This is a genomic window from Escherichia sp. S10b, assembly GCF_028421345.1.
Lineage (GTDB): Bacteria > Pseudomonadota > Gammaproteobacteria > Enterobacterales > Enterobacteriaceae > ECMA0423.
This window is the reverse complement of the sequence record NZ_JAHZSO010000166.1, coordinates 154,114-171,447: the sequence shown is the minus strand read 5'-3', so window position 1 is coordinate 171,447 and position 17,334 is coordinate 154,114. Positions and strand designations below refer to the sequence as shown.

General features: G+C 50.1%; 12 protein-coding genes, 1 tRNA gene and 1 pseudogene. 8 read left to right on the top strand and 6 right to left on the bottom strand.

The genetic code is table 11. The features are described 5' to 3' along the window. Positions 1 to 84 precede the first annotated feature (84 nt). The 5 genes and pseudogenes from FTE26_RS15905 to actS all read right to left on the bottom strand — a co-directional run. Positions 85 to 558, bottom strand: a pseudogene (locus FTE26_RS15905) (Rha family transcriptional regulator); the annotation flags it as partial. Between the two features lie 923 nt (positions 559 to 1,481). Further along, positions 1,482 to 2,141, bottom strand: coding sequence for a DUF4145 domain-containing protein (locus FTE26_RS15900; protein WP_000852869.1), 660 nt, complete (start codon positions 2,139 to 2,141; stop codon positions 1,482 to 1,484). Then, positions 2,134 to 3,765, bottom strand: coding sequence for a site-specific integrase (locus FTE26_RS15895; RefSeq protein ID WP_000920420.1), 1,632 nt, complete (start codon positions 3,763 to 3,765; stop codon positions 2,134 to 2,136). The genes FTE26_RS15900 and FTE26_RS15895 overlap by 8 nt, the downstream gene beginning before the upstream one ends. Before the next feature lie 134 nt (positions 3,766 to 3,899). Continuing rightward, positions 3,900 to 3,973: transfer RNA gene (locus FTE26_RS15890), tRNA-Gly, on the bottom strand. Positions 3,974 to 4,051: 78 nt separating this feature from the next. Then, complete coding sequence (gene actS, locus FTE26_RS15885; RefSeq protein ID WP_001272558.1) at positions 4,052 to 4,807, bottom strand: amidase activator ActS; 756 nt, start codon at positions 4,805 to 4,807, stop codon at positions 4,052 to 4,054. Positions 4,808 to 5,221: 414 nt separating this feature from the next. On the opposite strand from actS, the gene xdhA reads away from it, so the two are divergent. Genes xdhA through xdhC form a run of 3 tightly spaced genes read left to right on the top strand, consistent with a single transcriptional unit; the run spans position 5,222 to position 8,884 of the window. Then, positions 5,222 to 7,519, top strand: coding sequence for a xanthine dehydrogenase molybdenum-binding subunit XdhA (xdhA, locus tag FTE26_RS15880; RefSeq protein ID WP_000388148.1), 2,298 nt, complete (start codon positions 5,222 to 5,224; stop codon positions 7,517 to 7,519). 10 nt (positions 7,520 to 7,529) lie between these two features. Further along, positions 7,530 to 8,408, top strand: coding sequence for a xanthine dehydrogenase FAD-binding subunit XdhB (gene xdhB / locus FTE26_RS15875; protein ID WP_000459182.1), 879 nt, complete (start codon positions 7,530 to 7,532; stop codon positions 8,406 to 8,408). Further along, on the top strand, positions 8,405 to 8,884 hold the full coding sequence (xdhC, locus tag FTE26_RS15870) for a xanthine dehydrogenase iron sulfur-binding subunit XdhC (protein WP_001016586.1): 480 nt from the start codon (positions 8,405 to 8,407) through the stop codon (positions 8,882 to 8,884). The genes xdhB and xdhC overlap by 4 nt, the downstream gene beginning before the upstream one ends. A gap of 39 nt (positions 8,885 to 8,923) precedes the next feature. Here the strand turns inward: xdhC and FTE26_RS15865 are convergent, their stop codons facing one another. Beyond that, on the bottom strand, positions 8,924 to 10,702 hold the full coding sequence (locus tag FTE26_RS15865) for a sigma-54 interaction domain-containing protein (RefSeq protein ID WP_000417808.1): 1,779 nt from the start codon (positions 10,700 to 10,702) through the stop codon (positions 8,924 to 8,926). A gap of 478 nt (positions 10,703 to 11,180) precedes the next feature. Between FTE26_RS15865 and ygeW the strand changes: the two genes are divergently transcribed. Genes ygeW through arcC form a run of 5 tightly spaced genes read left to right on the top strand, consistent with a single transcriptional unit; the run spans position 11,181 to position 17,309 of the window. Then, on the top strand, positions 11,181 to 12,368 hold the full coding sequence (ygeW, locus tag FTE26_RS15860) for a knotted carbamoyltransferase YgeW (RefSeq protein WP_001303128.1): 1,188 nt from the start codon (positions 11,181 to 11,183) through the stop codon (positions 12,366 to 12,368). Positions 12,369 to 12,425: 57 nt separating this feature from the next. After that, the gene (gene dpaL, locus FTE26_RS15855) at positions 12,426 to 13,622 is read left to right on the top strand and encodes a diaminopropionate ammonia-lyase (RefSeq protein ID WP_000110492.1); all 1,197 of its coding nucleotides are present in this window, start codon (positions 12,426 to 12,428) and stop codon (positions 13,620 to 13,622) included. Between the two features lie 57 nt (positions 13,623 to 13,679). Further along, positions 13,680 to 14,891 (top strand): YgeY family selenium metabolism-linked hydrolase, encoded by a 1,212-nt coding sequence (locus tag FTE26_RS15850; protein ID WP_001107117.1) that lies wholly within the window; start codon positions 13,680 to 13,682, stop codon positions 14,889 to 14,891. A 52-nt stretch (positions 14,892 to 14,943) separates the two neighbouring features. Beyond that, complete coding sequence (gene hyuA / locus FTE26_RS15845; RefSeq protein ID WP_001264452.1) at positions 14,944 to 16,329, top strand: D-phenylhydantoinase; 1,386 nt, start codon at positions 14,944 to 14,946, stop codon at positions 16,327 to 16,329. A gap of 47 nt (positions 16,330 to 16,376) precedes the next feature. Further along, the gene (arcC, locus tag FTE26_RS15840) at positions 16,377 to 17,309 is read left to right on the top strand and encodes a carbamate kinase (RefSeq protein WP_000037992.1); all 933 of its coding nucleotides are present in this window, start codon (positions 16,377 to 16,379) and stop codon (positions 17,307 to 17,309) included. Positions 17,310 to 17,334 lie beyond the last annotated feature (25 nt).

Here is a 17,334-nt window from a genome sequence, read left to right as displayed (position 1 = left end):
CGATGTTATTCAGCGATCTGTTCAAATGTTATTACCCGATCTCGATGGAAGTTATTGAGTGATCTCCTTTCATGAAAATACGCAACGAAAGAGGCCACGATGCTGGAGAAGTGCGGTCATTAGCTTCTGAGCGGGCAGACCATAGGTTTTGCAGTAGTCGCCCCAAGTCACGCCTCGGCGGTTAGCGGACTGAATGGCTGCTCGCTTCTTCTGGTCTTCCAGTTGAAGGACTCGACGCTCTAACGTCTGAATATGGTCGTAACACTTGGCGCGGAGGTGAACGGAATAGCCAGCGACCAGAATGAAAGTATGCTTACGGTCGAGACGATACAGCGGCTGCTGTTTCCCCTGCGCGTTTAGATAGACATCTTCAGTCACCCCGATATGACTGCTCAGTTTTGAGCACTGCTCAGTTTTGAGCGCGTTAAGCTCCTCAGCCATATTGCGAATATCACGCAGGACATTTCGGTGCTCCTTGCCTGTCAGCTCAGCAATTTCAACTGAGGTCATGGAGACAAGCTGGTCGAGGTTAATGACGCTGATTTCTTGTTGGGACATTTACGTGTACTCCTTTTGTTTGCACCCTGAAGTCGCACCCCACTGACCTACTCAAGCCCCCACGTAAAGGGAGACCAGCAGGCAACAGGACGCAAACAGAATGACTTGAGGTAATTGGGGTTAGTGGTCTGCGATGACCATAGAGATGAAGGTTCGACAGCATGTCCGAGCGTGTGTGGTGATAGACTTAAGTCACGAGACCAAAGAACACACAGGCTGACCAGAGGCTGTCTTGCCTTAGGCTGGTGGCTAGCAAGCTAGCGTGGACCACGGTTTCTCGCTTGCCGTCTCTCAGGAGGTCAGAGGCGAGATATGGTCCCTATAGTGATAGTTTAGTCAAACAGGAATGAACTTCGGAGAACTTGACGCGAAAGTGTTCAGTACTTCCAGTTAGACCCGAAGCATGGAGACCACATCATAGCGACCGTAGTATACTTCGGGCTGACAGGACTGGAGGCTGGACTTAAAGTTCTTCTTATTGGAATTGTGATAACACAATCCATAACAAGATGAACTCATGGTCTCCTCAAGCCTGCTGGTCAGGCTCAAAGCTCCAACCTCAGACACCACTGGTCTAACCTCTTTGAGTTTCCGCCTGTCCACAAATGGATGGCAGACCTCAGCAATGATGTCTTGGTTCTTCAGTTATCCGCGCAGCGATTATCACAGAGCCAACTTAAAGTCGGATGTGGTCTACTGCTCCCCGCCTGTCAAAAGGGAAGATAGCTTACGTTAAAAGGAATGGTCTCAGGCCAAGGTGATTTAACACTAGGCGTCTGCGGATGGTTTCCAATCGGTCCGCTACCGGAAGCCTGAGACTTAATGAATGTGTGTATGGGTCGTGACTGCTATTAAGGTGGGGACTTAGGGTCTCTCCCCTATAGTGATAGTTTAGTCCCCCCCCTTCCCCTATAGTGTGGGTTTCATTCGTTAGCGGCCTGCTGCTGCTCCCTCGCCTGTCTGTCCTGATTCTCAATACCTTGACGTGGACCTTCAGGCATACTCTGGAACATAGCCTCAATTTCTTTCGGTCTCGTGATTCGGTCATCGACAATAATGTTCAGCAGCTTAAAGAGACCGTGTGCCAACTGCGGGTCATCATCAAGACTAATCTCTCCGGGATGGACCGCCTGATTGCCGACAATACGACAGATATCTGCCGCCTGCTGGATGCGTACAGGTAGTCCTTTCTGGACGAGTGACCGGATGTCTTTATTAATGTTTTCTCCCGGCTCGCCTAAGTGGACCATTAGCTTCTGAAGGCAAAGACGAAGGAGTGCAGCGGCCCCTTTAGGAGACAGATTAATGATGCTTCGGGCTTCCATATAGTCGGACTTGCAGTTATCTGGCATATCTGGATTTGGTAGTTCAACATTGCCAGCCGCCGGAATAATCATATTGCCGTCATACCAATAAGCATCATCACCGCAATGAGAGCATGTTGACATTCGGAACTCGGTTGTCCTTTGCGCCAACTCACGCGCACTTCCATACATCCTACGCCAGAACTGACGGGCATATACACCACAGTGAGGACAGTTAAAAGCCTCTGCTTCAAACACCGCCGGATAATACTCAGCCATTTAATCCAGTCTCCTTATAAACACCTGCCATCACATTAACCAATCTATCCACCTCGACCTCTTTAGCGTAACGGTCGTAAGTTATAGACCCTGAGCTATGACCCATAATCGCCTGAGCATACGCTAGCTCGACCCCATGTTGTTTTAACTGGGTCGCAACTGTATGTCTAAACGAGTGAAACGCTAAGCCGCTACGGTCAGCGAGAACTTTTGGTAACAAGGTCCGGTTAAACCATTTGCTCACCTGCTCACCGTAGCCATTCTTCATCAGCTTGAGGCCATCGAATACCATAGCATTATCACCCGCAGTCTTTCTACGGTCTTCCACGAGTGACATAAAGTCAGCCAATACAAAACCATAAGCACCATCTACCAACGGGACACAGCGGTCACTGTGGGCGTTCTTGATACTCTTACCCGGCAGGCTGCTATCGTCTTCGTTGATATGGATAAAAACGGTCCCAGCCTCAGTGGTCCTGACATCTTTAACCTGAAGTTGGGCCACCTCGTTAAGTCTTGCTCCAGTGATTGCAGCCAGAGCGGTGACGTAATAATGGTATGGCTTACCTGAGGTCTTCTGCGAGTACGCTTTAGCTGCGACCAGTAGTTGCCTTACCTGCTCAGGACTGAACGCATCACGAGCGTCGGAGGCTTTACGCTGCGGGACTTTCAGCTCAAGACCTTCTGTCAGGTTCTTAGCTATCAGGTCGTTGCGTACCGCCCACTTAAACACAGCAGCCATCTTGATAAGGTATTTATTGTTGATGGTAACGACATCCAAACAGTCAGTCTTAGACTCCCGGTTCAGCAGGTCAGACAGCGGTATGTCCTTAAAGCGTTGCTTGCGGTTCTTCGGTAGCTGCTGGAGGACTTCACGGACCCTAAGCATATCTGCACGGGTCGCCTTGCCGACATCCTGAATATCCAGATAGTCGAATATCTCGATTAGCGTAGAGTGTGACGCTCGGTTTTCGCTTAGGGTCGCTGGCTTCCAGTTCTGGGCGTTCTCCTGCTCGTACTGCTCAATGAGAGACGCGAGGGTCAGTGCTTTAGTTACTCGTTCCAGAGTCACGAGAGGTTCAGGGACTTCAGGCTCCGATGATACAGATAGGGAGACGGACGGTCTTAGACTGCCAGTCTCAGGCTCAAGGTAAGACAACAGGCCAGAGTTATCGCCCTTGAGTCTATCCTGACAGGCTTTAAGTACACCGATAACGTCATTGATATAGTGATGCTGGTCTACAGTCAGACGCTCAGTCGCTACAGCTTCCCGAAGGTTGGACTTGATGTCGTCGTACTGGTCAACGTAAAGCTGGTAGGACTCCGGGTCGTTAAGGTCATCACGGCTGACACTAAGTTCCCACTCGACAATGGTCTTCAGGTGCTCCCGTAGCTCCTCATAAGAGGCGTTAGGGTTATCTGCATGGATTGCTTTAAGTGCTGACTTGATGTGCCGTGAGTGAGCCATAGCGGTACGTCTATCCTTGGTCCGTAAAGATACTGACGCTAGTTTATAACGGTTGTGAGAAGGAAGCGAAGCGGTCAGGCGACTAGTGGTCTTCATCCTAAGACGGATGTAAAAGACACCATTACGCTGATAAAGGTAGGTTCTTGACTTGAGCATGTACTGAGACCTTAGGTCTGCTCACTACTTCAACAAAGTTAGTCACAGTGTTGGTTACAGTGAGTAAAACTATCGGAAGGCGTTAAGCCGTATCCCTTAGGATTCAGTAAGTTAGTAGACTTTAAGAAGTGTCATGGAGCGGGCGAAGGGAATCGAACCCTCGTATAGAGCTTGGGAAGCTCTCGTTCTACCATTGAACTACGCCCGCTTCGAGATGCGTAAGGCATTATAAACCTTACGCTCTCCTTAGCAAGTGCCGCGCTGCTGACTGCTGATTAATTCGCCATCAGCATTTTGGCTTGCTGCCCTGCGGCGGCAAGTAACGTAGCGGATCAATTGCCGTTGCACGGTAACGAATCTGGAAATGCAGGCGAACAGATGCCGCATCCGTGCTCCCCATAGTGGCGATTTTTTGCCCAGCCTTCACGCTTTGCCCATTATTTACCAGCATCGTGTCATTATGGGCGTAAGCCGTAATGTAATCTTCACTGTGTTTAATCATGATGAGATTACCGTAGCCACGCAGCTGGTTGCCCACATACACCACCTTTCCTGCACCCGCGGCGTAAATAGGTGTACCCCGTGGAGCTGAGATATCAATCCCTTTATTGCCGCCATCTGCTGTCGAATACGGCATGATAACTTTCCCTGTCGTTGGCCATAACCAACAACGTTGCCCTACTGGCGGCCAGGAAGATTTCGGTACCGCTGATGACGGTGTAACCGATGCGGTTTTGGTCGTTGATTTGGCGGTTGATTTACGTGTACTACTGCTACTTTTCGCCCCACCCAGTTTTAGTTTCTGACCAACTTCAATGGTGTAAGGGGGGGAAATGCCGTTCAGTCGCGCCAGTTCTTTTACGCTGGTTCCCGTGGTGCGCGAAATACGATATAGCGTATCCCCCCGTTTCACGGTGTAAACGGAGCCGGAATACGTTCCTGTATCGGATGATTTGCTACCCGAACAGCCCGCCAAAAGCAGTCCAACCGATAACAACATCACGATACCCAGAGATTTTTTATTCAGGCGTCCCGCACTCAAAATCTTTCCTCGCTTAAAAAACAAGACGCCTTATCATAGCAGCCAGCCTCTTGATACCCAATCTCTTGCTTCTGGAAAAACGTGGTAATAGAGAAAGAGGTTAATTTCATTTGGCAAAGGGAAGTATCATCAGCAAAATATTCGCTGTAGAGGTATCGAACTTCCTGACTTTTTACCCTATTTCCCATCCTGATGCGTAATAATCCCAATTTATCACATTGATTTTATCGCCACTCATATTGATACGTATCACTGCCCCTATTCAGAGTCCTGTTTCGTATCATATCTGTGTTTTTTTAACGTCATCACACTTCCTACCTCCCCTAACGCTTATCGTCGTTTCTGGCGTAAATCTTGCCTGCTTAGACTAAATCTTTGCCATAAGAACCAAATGTTCAAATCGAGGGGATTTCTATGGAAGCGCGGGAAGCAACCGCTACGGGTGAATCATGCATGCGCGTCGATGCCATTGCTAAGGTCACCGGGCGGGCACGATATACTGACGATTATGTTATGGCGGGCATGTGTTATGCGAAATATGTACGTAGCCCTATCGCACATGGTTATGCCGTAAGTATTAATGATGAACAAGCCAGAAGTTTGCCGGGCGTACTGGCGATTTTTACCTGGGAAGATGTGCCTGATATTCCATTCGCTACAGCTGGGCATGCCTGGACACTTGACGAAAACAAGCGCGATACCGCCGATCGCGCACTGCTAACTCGCCATGTTCGTCATCATGGTGACGCCGTTGCCATCGTCGTGGCCCGCGATGAACTCACGGCAGAAAAAGCGGCGCAATTGGTCAGCATTGAGTGGCAAGAATTACCCGTTATCACCACGCCAGAAGCGGCGCTGGCAGAAGACGCTGCACCAATCCATAACGGTGGCAATTTACTGAAACAAAGCACGATGTCGACGGGTAATGTCCAACAAACAATCGATGCCGCCGACTACCAGGTACAGGGGCACTATCAGACCCCCGTTATTCAACATTGTCACATGGAAAGCGTAACATCGCTGGCGTGGATGGAGGATGACTCGCGAATTACCATCGTTTCCAGCACCCAGATCCCGCACATTGTTCGCCGCGTGGTTGGTCAGGCGCTGGATATTCCCTGGTCATGCGTACGAGTCATCAAACCATTTGTCGGTGGCGGTTTTGGTAATAAACAGGATGTACTGGAAGAGCCAATGGCGGCATTCCTGACCAGCAAGCTTGGCGGCATTCCGGTGAAAGTTTCCCTTAGCCGTGAAGAGTGTTTCCTCGCAACCCGTACCCGCCACGCTTTTACCATTGACGGGCAAATGGGCGTGAACCGCGACGGAACATTGAAAGGTTATAGTCTGGATGTTCTGTCTAACACCGGCGCTTATGCATCTCACGGGCACTCCATCGCTTCTGCGGGGGGGAATAAAGTCGCTTACCTTTATCCTCGTTGTGCCTACGCTTACAGTTCAAAGACCTGCTATACCAACCTCCCCTCGGCTGGTGCGATGCGTGGTTATGGCGCGCCACAAGTCGTATTTGCCGTTGAGTCTATGCTTGATGACGCCGCGACAGCGTTAGGTATTGATCCTGTTGAAATTCGTTTACGCAACGCCGCCCGCGAAGGAGATGCTAATCCGCTCACGGGCAAACGTATTTACAGCGCAGGGTTGCCGGAGTGTCTTGAAAAAGGCCGGAAAATCTTTGAATGGGAAAAACGCCGTGCAGAATGCCAGAACCAGCAAGGCAATTTGCGCCGCGGCGTTGGCGTCGCCTGTTTTAGCTACACCTCTAACACCTGGCCTGTCGGCGTAGAAATAGCAGGCGCGCGCCTTCTGATGAATCAGGATGGAACCATCAACGTGCAAAGCGGCGCGACGGAAATCGGTCAGGGTGCCGACACCGTCTTCTCGCAAATGGTGGCAGAAACCGTGGGGGTTCCGGTCAGCGACGTTCGCGTTATTTCAACTCAAGATACCGACGTTACGCCGTTCGATCCCGGCGCATTTGCCTCACGCCAGAGCTATGTTGCCGCGCCTGCGCTGCGCAGTGCGGCACTATTATTAAAAGAGAAAATCATCGCTCACGCCGCAGTCATGCTACATCAGTCAGCGATGAATCTGACCCTGATAAAAGGCCATATCGTGCTGGTTGAACGACCGGAAGAGCCGTTAATGTCGTTAAAAGATTTGGCGATGGACGCTTTCTACCACCCTGAACGCGGCGGGCAGCTCTCTGCTGAAAGCTCCATCAAAACCACCACTAACCCACCGGCGTTTGGCTGTACCTTTGTTGATCTGACGGTCGATATTGCGCTGTGCAAAGTCATCATCAACCGCATCCTCAACGTTCATGATTCAGGGCATATTCTTAATCCACTGCTGGCAGAAGGTCAGGTACACGGCGGAATGGGAATGGGCATTGGCTGGGCGCTATTTGAAGAGATGATCATCGATGCTAAAAGCGGCGTGGTCCGTAACCCCAATCTGCTGGATTACAAAATGCCGACCATGCCGGATCTGCCACAACTGGAAAGCGCGTTCGTCGAAATCAATGAGCCGCAATCCGCATACGGACATAAGTCACTGGGTGAGCCACCAATAATTCCTGTTGCCGCTGCTATTCGTAACGCGGTGAAGATGGCTACCGGTGTTGCAATCAATACACTGCCGCTGACGCCAAAACGGTTATATGAAGAGTTCCATCTGGCAGGATTGATTTGAGGATAACATCATGTTTGATTTTGCTTCTTACCATCGCGCAGCAACCCTTGCCGATGCCATCAACCTGCTGGCTGACAACCCGCAGGCCAAACTGCTCGCCGGTGGCACTGACGTACTGATTCAGCTCCACCATCACAATGACCGTTATCGCCATATTGTTGATATTCATAATCTGGCGGAGCTGCGGGGAATTACGCTGGCGGAAGATGGCTCGCTACGTATCGGCTCTGCAACGACATTTACCCAGCTAATAGAAGATCCTATAACTCAACGTCATCTCCCGGCGTTATGTGCTGCGGCCACGTCCATTGCTGGACCGCAGATCCGTAACGTCGCTACCTACGGTGGAAATATTTGCAACGGTGCCACCAGCGCAGATTCTGCCACGCCAACGCTAATTTATGACGCGAAACTGGAGATCCACTCCCCGCGCGGTGTTCGTTTCGTCCCGATTAATGGCTTTCACACCGGGCCGGGCAAAGTGTCTCTTGAGCATGACGAAATCCTCGTCGCCTTTCATTTTCCGCCACAGCCGAAAGAACACGCGGGCAGCGCGCATTTTAAATATGCCATGCGCGACGCAATGGATATTTCAACGATTGGCTGCGCCGCACATTGCCGACTGGATAACGGCAATTTCAGCGAATTACGCCTGGCATTTGGTGTTGCCGCGCCAACGCCGATTCGCTGCCAACATGCCGAACAGACTGCACAAAATGCGCCATTAAACCTGCAAACGCTGGAAGCTATCAGCGAATCTGTCCTGCAAGATGTCGCCCCGCGTTCTTCATGGCGGGCCAGTAAAGAGTTTCGTCTGCATCTCATCCAGACGATGACCAAAAAAGTGATTAGCGAAGCCGTCGCCGCGGCGGGGGGAAAATTGCAATGAATCACAGCGAAACAATTACCATCGAATGCACCATTAACGAGATGCCTTTTCAGCTTCACGCCGCACCAGGCACGCCGCTCTCGGAATTACTCCGCGAACAAGGACTGCTAAGTGTCAAACAAGGGTGCTGCGTGGGTGAATGTGGTGCCTGTACGGTGTTGGTCGACGGCACAGCAATAGACAGTTGCTTATACCTTGCCGCCTGGGCTGAAGGAAAAGAGATCCGCACGCTGGAAGGTGAAGCGAAAGGCGGAAAACTTTCTCATGTTCAGCAGGCTTATGCGAAATCCGGCGCAGTGCAGTGCGGGTTTTGTACGCCTGGCCTGATTATGGCTACCACGGCAATGCTGGCGAAACCACGCGAGAAGCCATTAACCATTACGGAAATTCGTCGCGGACTGGCGGGAAATCTTTGTCGCTGCACGGGGTATCAGATGATTGTAAATACAGTTCTGGATTGCGAGAAAACGAAGTAAAAGGATATCCGGCCTGAATTCAGGCCGGATTCACTGAGGTTATGTGTTTAACAACTCATATTTCTTAATCTTGCGATAGAGCGTAGCAATGCCGATGCCCAGTTCATCAGCAACTTGCTTCTTGCTGTTATGACGTGAAAGCGCCTCGCGGATCATTTGCTTTTCCATCTCCTCCAGCGCCGTGCCGCCCGCATCATCGAGTGACAGGTGCGCCTCACTGACCTCTGTTACATCACTTTGCTCCGTTGTGCCATTATTCAGCAGATTTGGCGGCAATAGCGTGCTGTCGATAACTTCACCTGAAGGAACTACGTTAACCAGATATTCCATCAAATTGCTTAACTCGCGCAGGTTTCCGGGCCAACGATGCTTACGCAATATTTCGACGACATCGGGAGCAATGCCAGGATAAACCGATCCCAGACGACGGGTATGCAGATGTAAAAAGTAATGCACCAATAGTTCAATATCTTCCTGACGTTCACGCAGCGGTGGCAGAGTTATCGGGATAACATTAAGTCGGTAGAAGAGATCTTCGCGGAATTTACCTTCGGCAATGAACTGGGCCAAATTCTGATTAGTTGCAGAAATGATGCGAATGTCGACTTGTATTGGGCTACTGGCACCAATCGGCAGAATTTCACGCGCCTCAATAGCGCGCAGTAATTTAGCCTGCAACATTAATGGCATATCACCTATTTCATCGAGAAACAGCGTGCCCGTATTCGCCGCCTGAATCAACCCTGTTTTACCGTTGGCAGAAGCGCCAGTAAATGCGCCTTTAACATAACCGAACAGTTCGCTTTCCAGAAGCTGCTCCGGAATCGCGGCACAGTTGATAGCAATAAAGGGTTTATTCCGTCTTCCGCTCAACTTATGGATTGCTCGGGCGACGACTTCTTTACCCGTGCCGCTTTCACCAACCACCATAACGCTGGATGGGCTGGGTGCAATACGGCTAATGAGTCGTTTTAATTGCCGCATAACACGGCACTCGCCAACCAATTGTTCAATATGTGGTTCATCAGGTGCATTTGCTACAGAAAAACTGGTATGCGATTGGTGAAATGCCATTAAAAATAATTGTCGGCCCTGAATGTTATGCAATTGACCAATGATTAATTCACTTTTATCGTCCCACGAAACAATATGCTGCATATGTCCATGAGTAAAATTACTCTCAAATGTTAATGGTCTGAAACGGATAGGTTTCCCAATAATATTATTTTGTACAACACCAAGTGTTTTTAAGGCAGTCTGATTAACAAACTGAACCCGACTTTCATCATCAACAACTAATACGCCCTGATCCATATTATCGATCATGGTCGCGAATATTTTACTGATGTTATCTCCTGGCCCCTGATCCTCCAGAAGTTTCGAAACAAAAATGGTGGATATATGGCGAACATAATCAGAAAATTCGCGTAAATTATCACTGATATGCTCTTGTTGCTCGTGGGTAACGGCAATCAAACTTATCACCCCAACACAACGATCCTGTAAAATGACAGGCGTACCCAGAAATGCTTTTTCACGGCAATTTTCTTTACTATCGCAACCTTCGCAAAGGGGATCGAAGCGAGACTGTGTCACAACTTTTTCAGTTTTCGTTTCCAGGACGTGGCGGAGCAGGCGTGAGTTGCCGCTCAACTGGCGACCAAGAAACTTCCCATACGCGCCCGTTCCGGCGACGCGACACAAGTTTTCATCAACGATCTCAACCTCAAGCTGCAAAACGCTGGCAAGCATTCTGGCAAAACGCTGAATTGTCGGTTGAATTTGCATCAATACTGACTGCGTAGTAGCAAGCTCCATAGCTTTACCTTCCAGACTTACTTAAAAGTCGATCATTGAAGACGTTGATGGTTCACAGATCATGATGATATTAACTCAGGCGAAATTGGCTTTGATAAAAACATAAGATTTTTATCATTTTCTAATGAAATTATGGAAGAGATATCACATTTCTATATCAATATGAGAATTACGGCGGTGAGTTTATCAAACTGAAGAGAGATAGCCTGTCCCTTTATCTTATTTCTGATACTTAGCAGCAAATAAATAACGCGATAAAAAAAGCCAAACGTTTTCGTATTTTACAAACAACCGGAAGCTGGCATCAATTTGTGATCAACCCCACACATTATCCGTCAAATTAGTCTTTTGCAGCCCCGTGGATAATTCTGGCACACTTATTGTTAGTCCCAGGTATAGCTGTGAAAACACCAATCACTTTGGCAAGTCACAGTGAAATAAACCTCTTTGCCTGTCATTCCACTACCGGGACTTTATGATGAAAACTGTTAATGAGCTGATTAAGGATATCAATTCGCTGACCTCTCACCTTCACGAGAAAGATTTTTTGTTAACGTGGGAACAGACGCCAGATGAACTGAAACAAGTACTGGACGTTGCCGCAGCATTAAAAGCACTGCGTGCTGAAAACATCTCAACCAAAGTCTTTAATAGTGGATTAGGTATTTCCGTATTCCGCGACAACTCCACCCGTACCCGCTTCTCTTATGCTTCCGCGCTTAACCTGCTCGGCCTTGCACAACAAGATCTCGACGAAGGCAAATCACAAATCGCTCACGGCGAAACCGTGCGTGAAACCGCCAATATGATCTCCTTCTGCGCCGACGCTATTGGTATTCGCGACGATATGTATCTGGGCGCAGGCAACGCCTATATGCGTGAAGTTGGCGCTGCACTTGATGACGGTTACAAGCAGGGTGTACTGCCACAGCGTCCGGCTTTAGTGAACCTGCAATGCGATATTGACCACCCGACTCAGTCAATGGCTGACCTCGCGTGGTTACGTGAACACTTTGGTTCACTGGAAAACCTGAAAGGTAAAAAAATCGCCATGACCTGGGCCTACTCTCCAAGCTATGGCAAACCGCTCTCTGTACCACAAGGCATCATCGGTCTGATGACTCGCTTCGGTATGGATGTCACCCTGGCCCATCCGGAAGGCTACGACCTGATCCCGGATGTGGTTGAAGTGGCGAAAAACAATGCTAAAGCATCTGGCGGTAGCTTCCGTCAGGTCACCAGCATGGAAGAAGCGTTCAAAGATGCAGACATCGTTTATCCGAAGTCATGGGCACCTTACAAAGTGATGGAACAGCGTACCGAATTGCTGCGCGCTAACGATCACGAAGGCTTAAAAGCACTGGAAAAACAGTGTCTGGCACAGAACGCGCAACACAAAGACTGGCATTGTACTGAAGAGATGATGGAACTGACCCGTGATGGCGAAGCCCTGTACATGCACTGCCTGCCAGCTGATATCAGCGGCGTATCCTGCAAAGAAGGGGAAGTGACTGAAGGCGTATTCGAAAAATACCGTATCGCTACCTACAAAGAAGCCAGCTGGAAGCCTTATATCATCGCCGCGATGATCCTGTCCCGTAAATACGCCAAACCAGGTGCACTGCTCGAGCAACTGCTGAAAGAAGCGCAAGAACGCGTGAAATAACCCCTCGGGCCGATCAGCTGGTCGGCCCTCTATTTCCAGAGGCCAAAAGGATAGGATATGTCCGTTTTCTCATTGAAGATTGATATCGCCGATAACAAATTTTTCAACGGCGAAACATCACCGCTCTTTTCGCAAAGCCAGGCCAAACTGGCGCGCCAGTTCCACCAGAAAATAGCTGGTTATCGCCCAACACCGCTTTGTGCGCTGGACGATCTCGCAAACCTTTTTGGGGTGAAGAAAATTCTTGTCAAAGACGAATCAAAACGATTCGGTCTGAACGCCTTCAAAATGCTCGGCGGTGCGTACGCTATCGCTCAATTATTGTGTGAAAAATATCATCTTGATATCGAAACGCTGTCATTTGAGCACCTGAAAAATGCCATCGGCGAAAAAATGACTTTCGCGACCACCACCGACGGCAACCACGGGCGCGGTGTGGCGTGGGCAGCGCAGCAACTCGGACAGAATGCGGTGATTTACATGCCGAAAGGTTCTGCTCAGGAACGCGTTGACGCCATTCTGAACCTCGGTGCCGAGTGCATCGTCACAGATATGAACTATGACGATACCGTTCGCCTGACCATGCAACACGCGCAGCAGCACGGCTGGGAAGTGGTACAGGACACGGCATGGGAAGGTTACACCAAAATCCCAACCTGGATCATGCAAGGCTACGCAACCCTGGCAGATGAAGCCGTCGAGCAAATGCGTGAAATGGGCGTAACCCCGACGCACGTTCTGCTGCAAGCCGGTGTCGGAGCAATGGCCGGTGGTGTGCTGGGTTATCTGGTCGACGTCTATAGCCCGCAAAATCTGCACAGCATTATTGTTGAACCTGACAAAGCTGACTGTATTTATCGCTCCGGCGTCAAAGGCGACATCGTCAACGTTGGCGGTGATATGGCCACCATCATGGCAGGCCTGGCCTGTGGCGAACCTAACCCGCTGGGCTGGGAAATCCTACGTAACTGCGCCACCCAATTCATCTCCTGCCAGGACAGCGTTGCCGCATTAGGTATGCGCGTGCTGGGTAATCCGTACGGCAACGATCCGCGCATCATCTCCGGTGAATCCGGCGCTGTCGGTTTGGGCGTTCTCGCAGCGGTTCATTATCACCCGCAACGTCAAAGCCTGATGGAAAAACTGGCGCTGAACAAAGATGCCGTGGTGCTGGTTATCAGCACTGAAGGCGACACCGACATGAAGCACTACCGCGAAGTTGTCTGGGAAGGCAAACACGCTGTAGCACCTTAATCACTCTATTGGAACTACTCCCTGCAAAACGGGGAGTAAAAAATCTGGAGAAAAATAATGGCTAAGAATATTCCATTCAAACTGATTCTTGAAAAAGCAAAAGATTACCAGGCGGACATGACTCGCTTCCTGCGCGACATGGTTGCTATTCCCAGTGAAAGCTGCGACGAAAAACGCGTAGTACATCGTATTAAAGAAGAGATGGAAAAAGTCGGCTTCGATAAAGTTGAAATCGACCCGATGGGCAACGTTCTCGGTTATATCGGCCACGGCCCGCGTCTGGTGGCAATGGACGCTCATATCGATACCGTCGGCATTGGCAACATCAAAAACTGGGACTTCGATCCGTACGAAGGCATGGAAACTGATGAGCTAATCGGTGGTCGCGGTACTTCCGACCAGGAAGGCGGCATGGCATCTATGGTTTATGCCGGTAAAATCATTAAAGACCTCGGTCTGGAAGATGAATATACCCTGCTGGTTACCGGTACTGTGCAGGAAGAAGACTGCGACGGTCTGTGCTGGCAGTACATTATTGAACAATCCGGCATTCGCCCGGAATTTGTGGTCAGTACCGAACCAACCGACTGCCAGATATACCGTGGTCAGCGCGGTCGTATGGAAATTCGTATTGATGTTCAGGGTGTTAGCTGCCACGGTTCTGCGCCAGAACGCGGTGACAACGCCATTTTCAAAATGGGTCCGATTCTTGGCGAATTACAAGAACTCTCCCAACGTCTGGGTTATGACGAATTCCTCGGCAAAGGCACCCTCACCGTTTCTGAAATCTTCTTCACATCCCCAAGCCGTTGCGCTGTAGCAGATAGCTGCGCCGTCTCTATTGACCGCCGTCTGACCTGGGGCGAAACCTGGGAAGGCGCGCTGGACGAAATCCGCGCCCTGCCTGCAGTACAGAAAGCTAACGCGGTTGTTTCTATGTACAACTACGACCGTCCGTCCTGGACTGGCCTGGTTTACCCAACCGAATGCTACTTCCCGACCTGGAAAGTGGAAGAAGATCACTTCACCGTTAAAGCACTGGTGAATGCCTACGAAGGGCTGTTTGGCAAAGCGCCGGTTGTTGATAAGTGGACCTTCTCAACTAACGGCGTATCTATCATGGGCCGTCACGGCATTCCGGTGATCGGCTTTGGCCCGGGTAAAGAACCTGAAGCGCATGCACCTAACGAAAAAACCTGGAAATCTCACCTGGTGACCTGTGCCGCGATGTACGCTGCAATCCCGTTAAGCTGGCTGGCAACAGAGTAATTACTCTTCACTTATTCCCCTCCGGTTCGCCGGAGGGTTTTTGGAGTTTGCTATGCGCGTATTGATCAAAAACGGCACTGTCGTTAACGCAGATGGACAAGCCAAACAGGATTTGCTGATTGAAAGCGGGATTGTTCGCCAGTTGGGCAACAATATTTCGCCGCAGCTCCCGTATGAAGAAATTGATGCCACTGGCTGTTACGTTTTCCCTGGCGGCGTGGATGTCCATACGCATTTCAATATTGATGTCGGCATCGCGCGCAGTTGTGATGATTTTTTTACCGGTACCCGCGCAGCTGCGTGTGGCGGTACAACAACCATTATTGACCATATGGGATTTGGCCCAAACGGCTGTCGGTTACGCCATCAACTAGAGGTTTATCGTGGTTATGCCGCCCATAAAGCGGTCATCGATTACAGCTTTCACGGTGTGATCCAGCACATTAATCACGCAATCCTCGACGAAATCCCGATGATGGTCGAGGAAGGACTGAGCAGTTTTAAACTCTATTTAACCTATCAATACAAACTCAACGATGACGAGGTTTTGCAGGCATTACGCCGTCTGCATGAATCCGGCGCGCTGACCACCGTGCACCCGGAAAATGATGCGGCTATCGCCAGCAAGCGGGCGGAATTTATCGCCGCAGGGTTAACCGCGCCGCGCTATCATGCCTTGAGTCGCCCTCTGGAATGCGAAGCGGAAGCCATCGCCCGCATGATTAACCTGGCACAAATTGCCGGTAACGCCCCGCTCTATATCGTGCACCTGTCTAACGGCTTAGGTCTGGATTATCTGCGTCTTGCCCGTGCGAATCACCAGCCAGTCTGGGTTGAAACCTGCCCACAATACCTCCTGTTGGACGAACGCAGTTACGATACAGAAGACGGCATGAAGTTCATTCTTAGCCCACCGCTGCGTAACGTACGCGAGCAGGACAAACTGTGGTGTGGCATCAGCGATGGTGCGATTGACGTGGTGGCGACCGATCACTGCACCTTCTCGATGGCTCAACGCCTGCAAATTTCTAAAGGCGATTTCAGTCGCTGCCCAAATGGCTTACCCGGTGTGGAAAACCGCATGCAGTTACTGTTTTCCAGTGGCGTGATGACGGGACGTATAACACCGGAACGCTTTGTTGAATTAACCAGCGCAATGCCCGCCAGGCTGTTTGGCCTGTGGCCGCAAAAAGGATTATTAGCGCCCGGTTCCGATGGCGACGTGGTGATTATCGACCCACGTCAGAGCCAACAAATTCAGCATCGCCATCTCCACGACAACGCCGACTACTCGCCATGGGAGGGTTTTACCTGTCAGGGCGCGATTGTCAGAACCTTATCCCGTGGTGAAACGATTTTCTGTGACGGCACCTTTACAGGCAAAGCCGGGCGAGGTCGTTTCCTGCGACGCAAACCGTTTGTCCCTCCCGTGCTCTAACCACTGTCAGGGATCTATACACAATCAAGAATGATGAGTGAGGAAAAATGAGTAAGAAAATTGTTCTCGCCCTGGGCGGGAATGCGCTGGGCGATGACCTGGCCGGACAAATGAAAGCGGTAAAAATTACTTCTCAGGCAATTGTTGATTTAATTGCCCAGGGACATGAAGTTATCGTCACTCATGGTAACGGGCCGCAGGTGGGCATGATTAACCAGGCCTTTGAAGCTGCTGCAAAAACTGAAGCGCACTCGCCAATGCTGCCGATGTCTGTCTGCGTTGCCTTAAGCCAGGGTTATATTGGTTACGATCTACAAAACGCCTTAAGAGAAGAACTGCTTTCTCGGGGCATTAATAAACCGGTAGCAACGCTGGTTACTCAGGTCGAAGTCGACGCTAACGATCCGGCATTCCTCAACCCGACCAAGCCGATCGGTTCGTTCTTTACCGAGCAAGAAGCAGAGCAACTGACAAAACAGGGTTACACTCTGAAAGAAGATGCTGGTCGCGGCTATCGCCGTGTTGTTGCCTCGCCAAAACCGGTTGATATTATTGAAAAAGAAACGGTTAAAGCTCTGGTAGATGCAGGCCAGGTGGTGATCACCGTTGGCGGTGGTGGTATTCCTGTTATTCGTGAAGGTAACCATCTGCGTGGTGCCAGCGCGGTTATCGATAAAGACTGGGCCAGCGCCCGTTTAGCAGAAATGATTGATGCCGATATGCTGATCATTCTGACTGCGGTAGAAAAAGTGGCCATTAACTTCGGTAAAGAGAATGAACAGTGGCTCGATCGCCTGTCATTAAGTGATGCTGAACGCTTTATCGAAGAAGGTCATTTTGCGAAAGGTTCTATGCTGCCTAAAGTGGAAGCTGCCGCCTCGTTTGCTCGCTCTCGCGCAGGTCGTGAAGCACTGATTACCGTATTGAGCAAAGCGAAAGAGGGGATTGAAGGCAAAACCGGAACGGTGATTTGTCAGTAATTTTAAGGCCGGGTGGGTAATACCA

What these genes read in the sequence shown, in the direction of transcription:
- FTE26_RS15865 (WP_000417808.1), bottom strand. Translation starts at nt 10,702, where the DNA reads ATGGAGCTTGCTACTACGCAGTCAGTATTGATGCAAATTCAACCGACA.
- xdhA (WP_000388148.1), top strand. Translation starts at nt 5,222, where the DNA reads ATGGAAGCGCGGGAAGCAACCGCTACGGGTGAATCATGCATGCGCGTC.
- FTE26_RS15895 (WP_000920420.1), bottom strand. Translation starts at nt 3,765, where the DNA reads ATGCTCAAGTCAAGAACCTACCTTTATCAGCGTAATGGTGTCTTTTAC.
- xdhB (WP_000459182.1), top strand. Translation starts at nt 7,530, where the DNA reads ATGTTTGATTTTGCTTCTTACCATCGCGCAGCAACCCTTGCCGATGCC.
- xdhC (WP_001016586.1), top strand. Translation starts at nt 8,405, where the DNA reads ATGAATCACAGCGAAACAATTACCATCGAATGCACCATTAACGAGATG.
- FTE26_RS15900 (WP_000852869.1), bottom strand. Translation starts at nt 2,141, where the DNA reads ATGGCTGAGTATTATCCGGCGGTGTTTGAAGCAGAGGCTTTTAACTGT.
- FTE26_RS15850 (WP_001107117.1), top strand. Translation starts at nt 13,680, where the DNA reads ATGGCTAAGAATATTCCATTCAAACTGATTCTTGAAAAAGCAAAAGAT.
- hyuA (WP_001264452.1), top strand. Translation starts at nt 14,944, where the DNA reads ATGCGCGTATTGATCAAAAACGGCACTGTCGTTAACGCAGATGGACAA.
- dpaL (WP_000110492.1), top strand. Translation starts at nt 12,426, where the DNA reads ATGTCCGTTTTCTCATTGAAGATTGATATCGCCGATAACAAATTTTTC.
- ygeW (WP_001303128.1), top strand. Translation starts at nt 11,181, where the DNA reads ATGAAAACTGTTAATGAGCTGATTAAGGATATCAATTCGCTGACCTCT.
- arcC (WP_000037992.1), top strand. Translation starts at nt 16,377, where the DNA reads ATGAGTAAGAAAATTGTTCTCGCCCTGGGCGGGAATGCGCTGGGCGAT.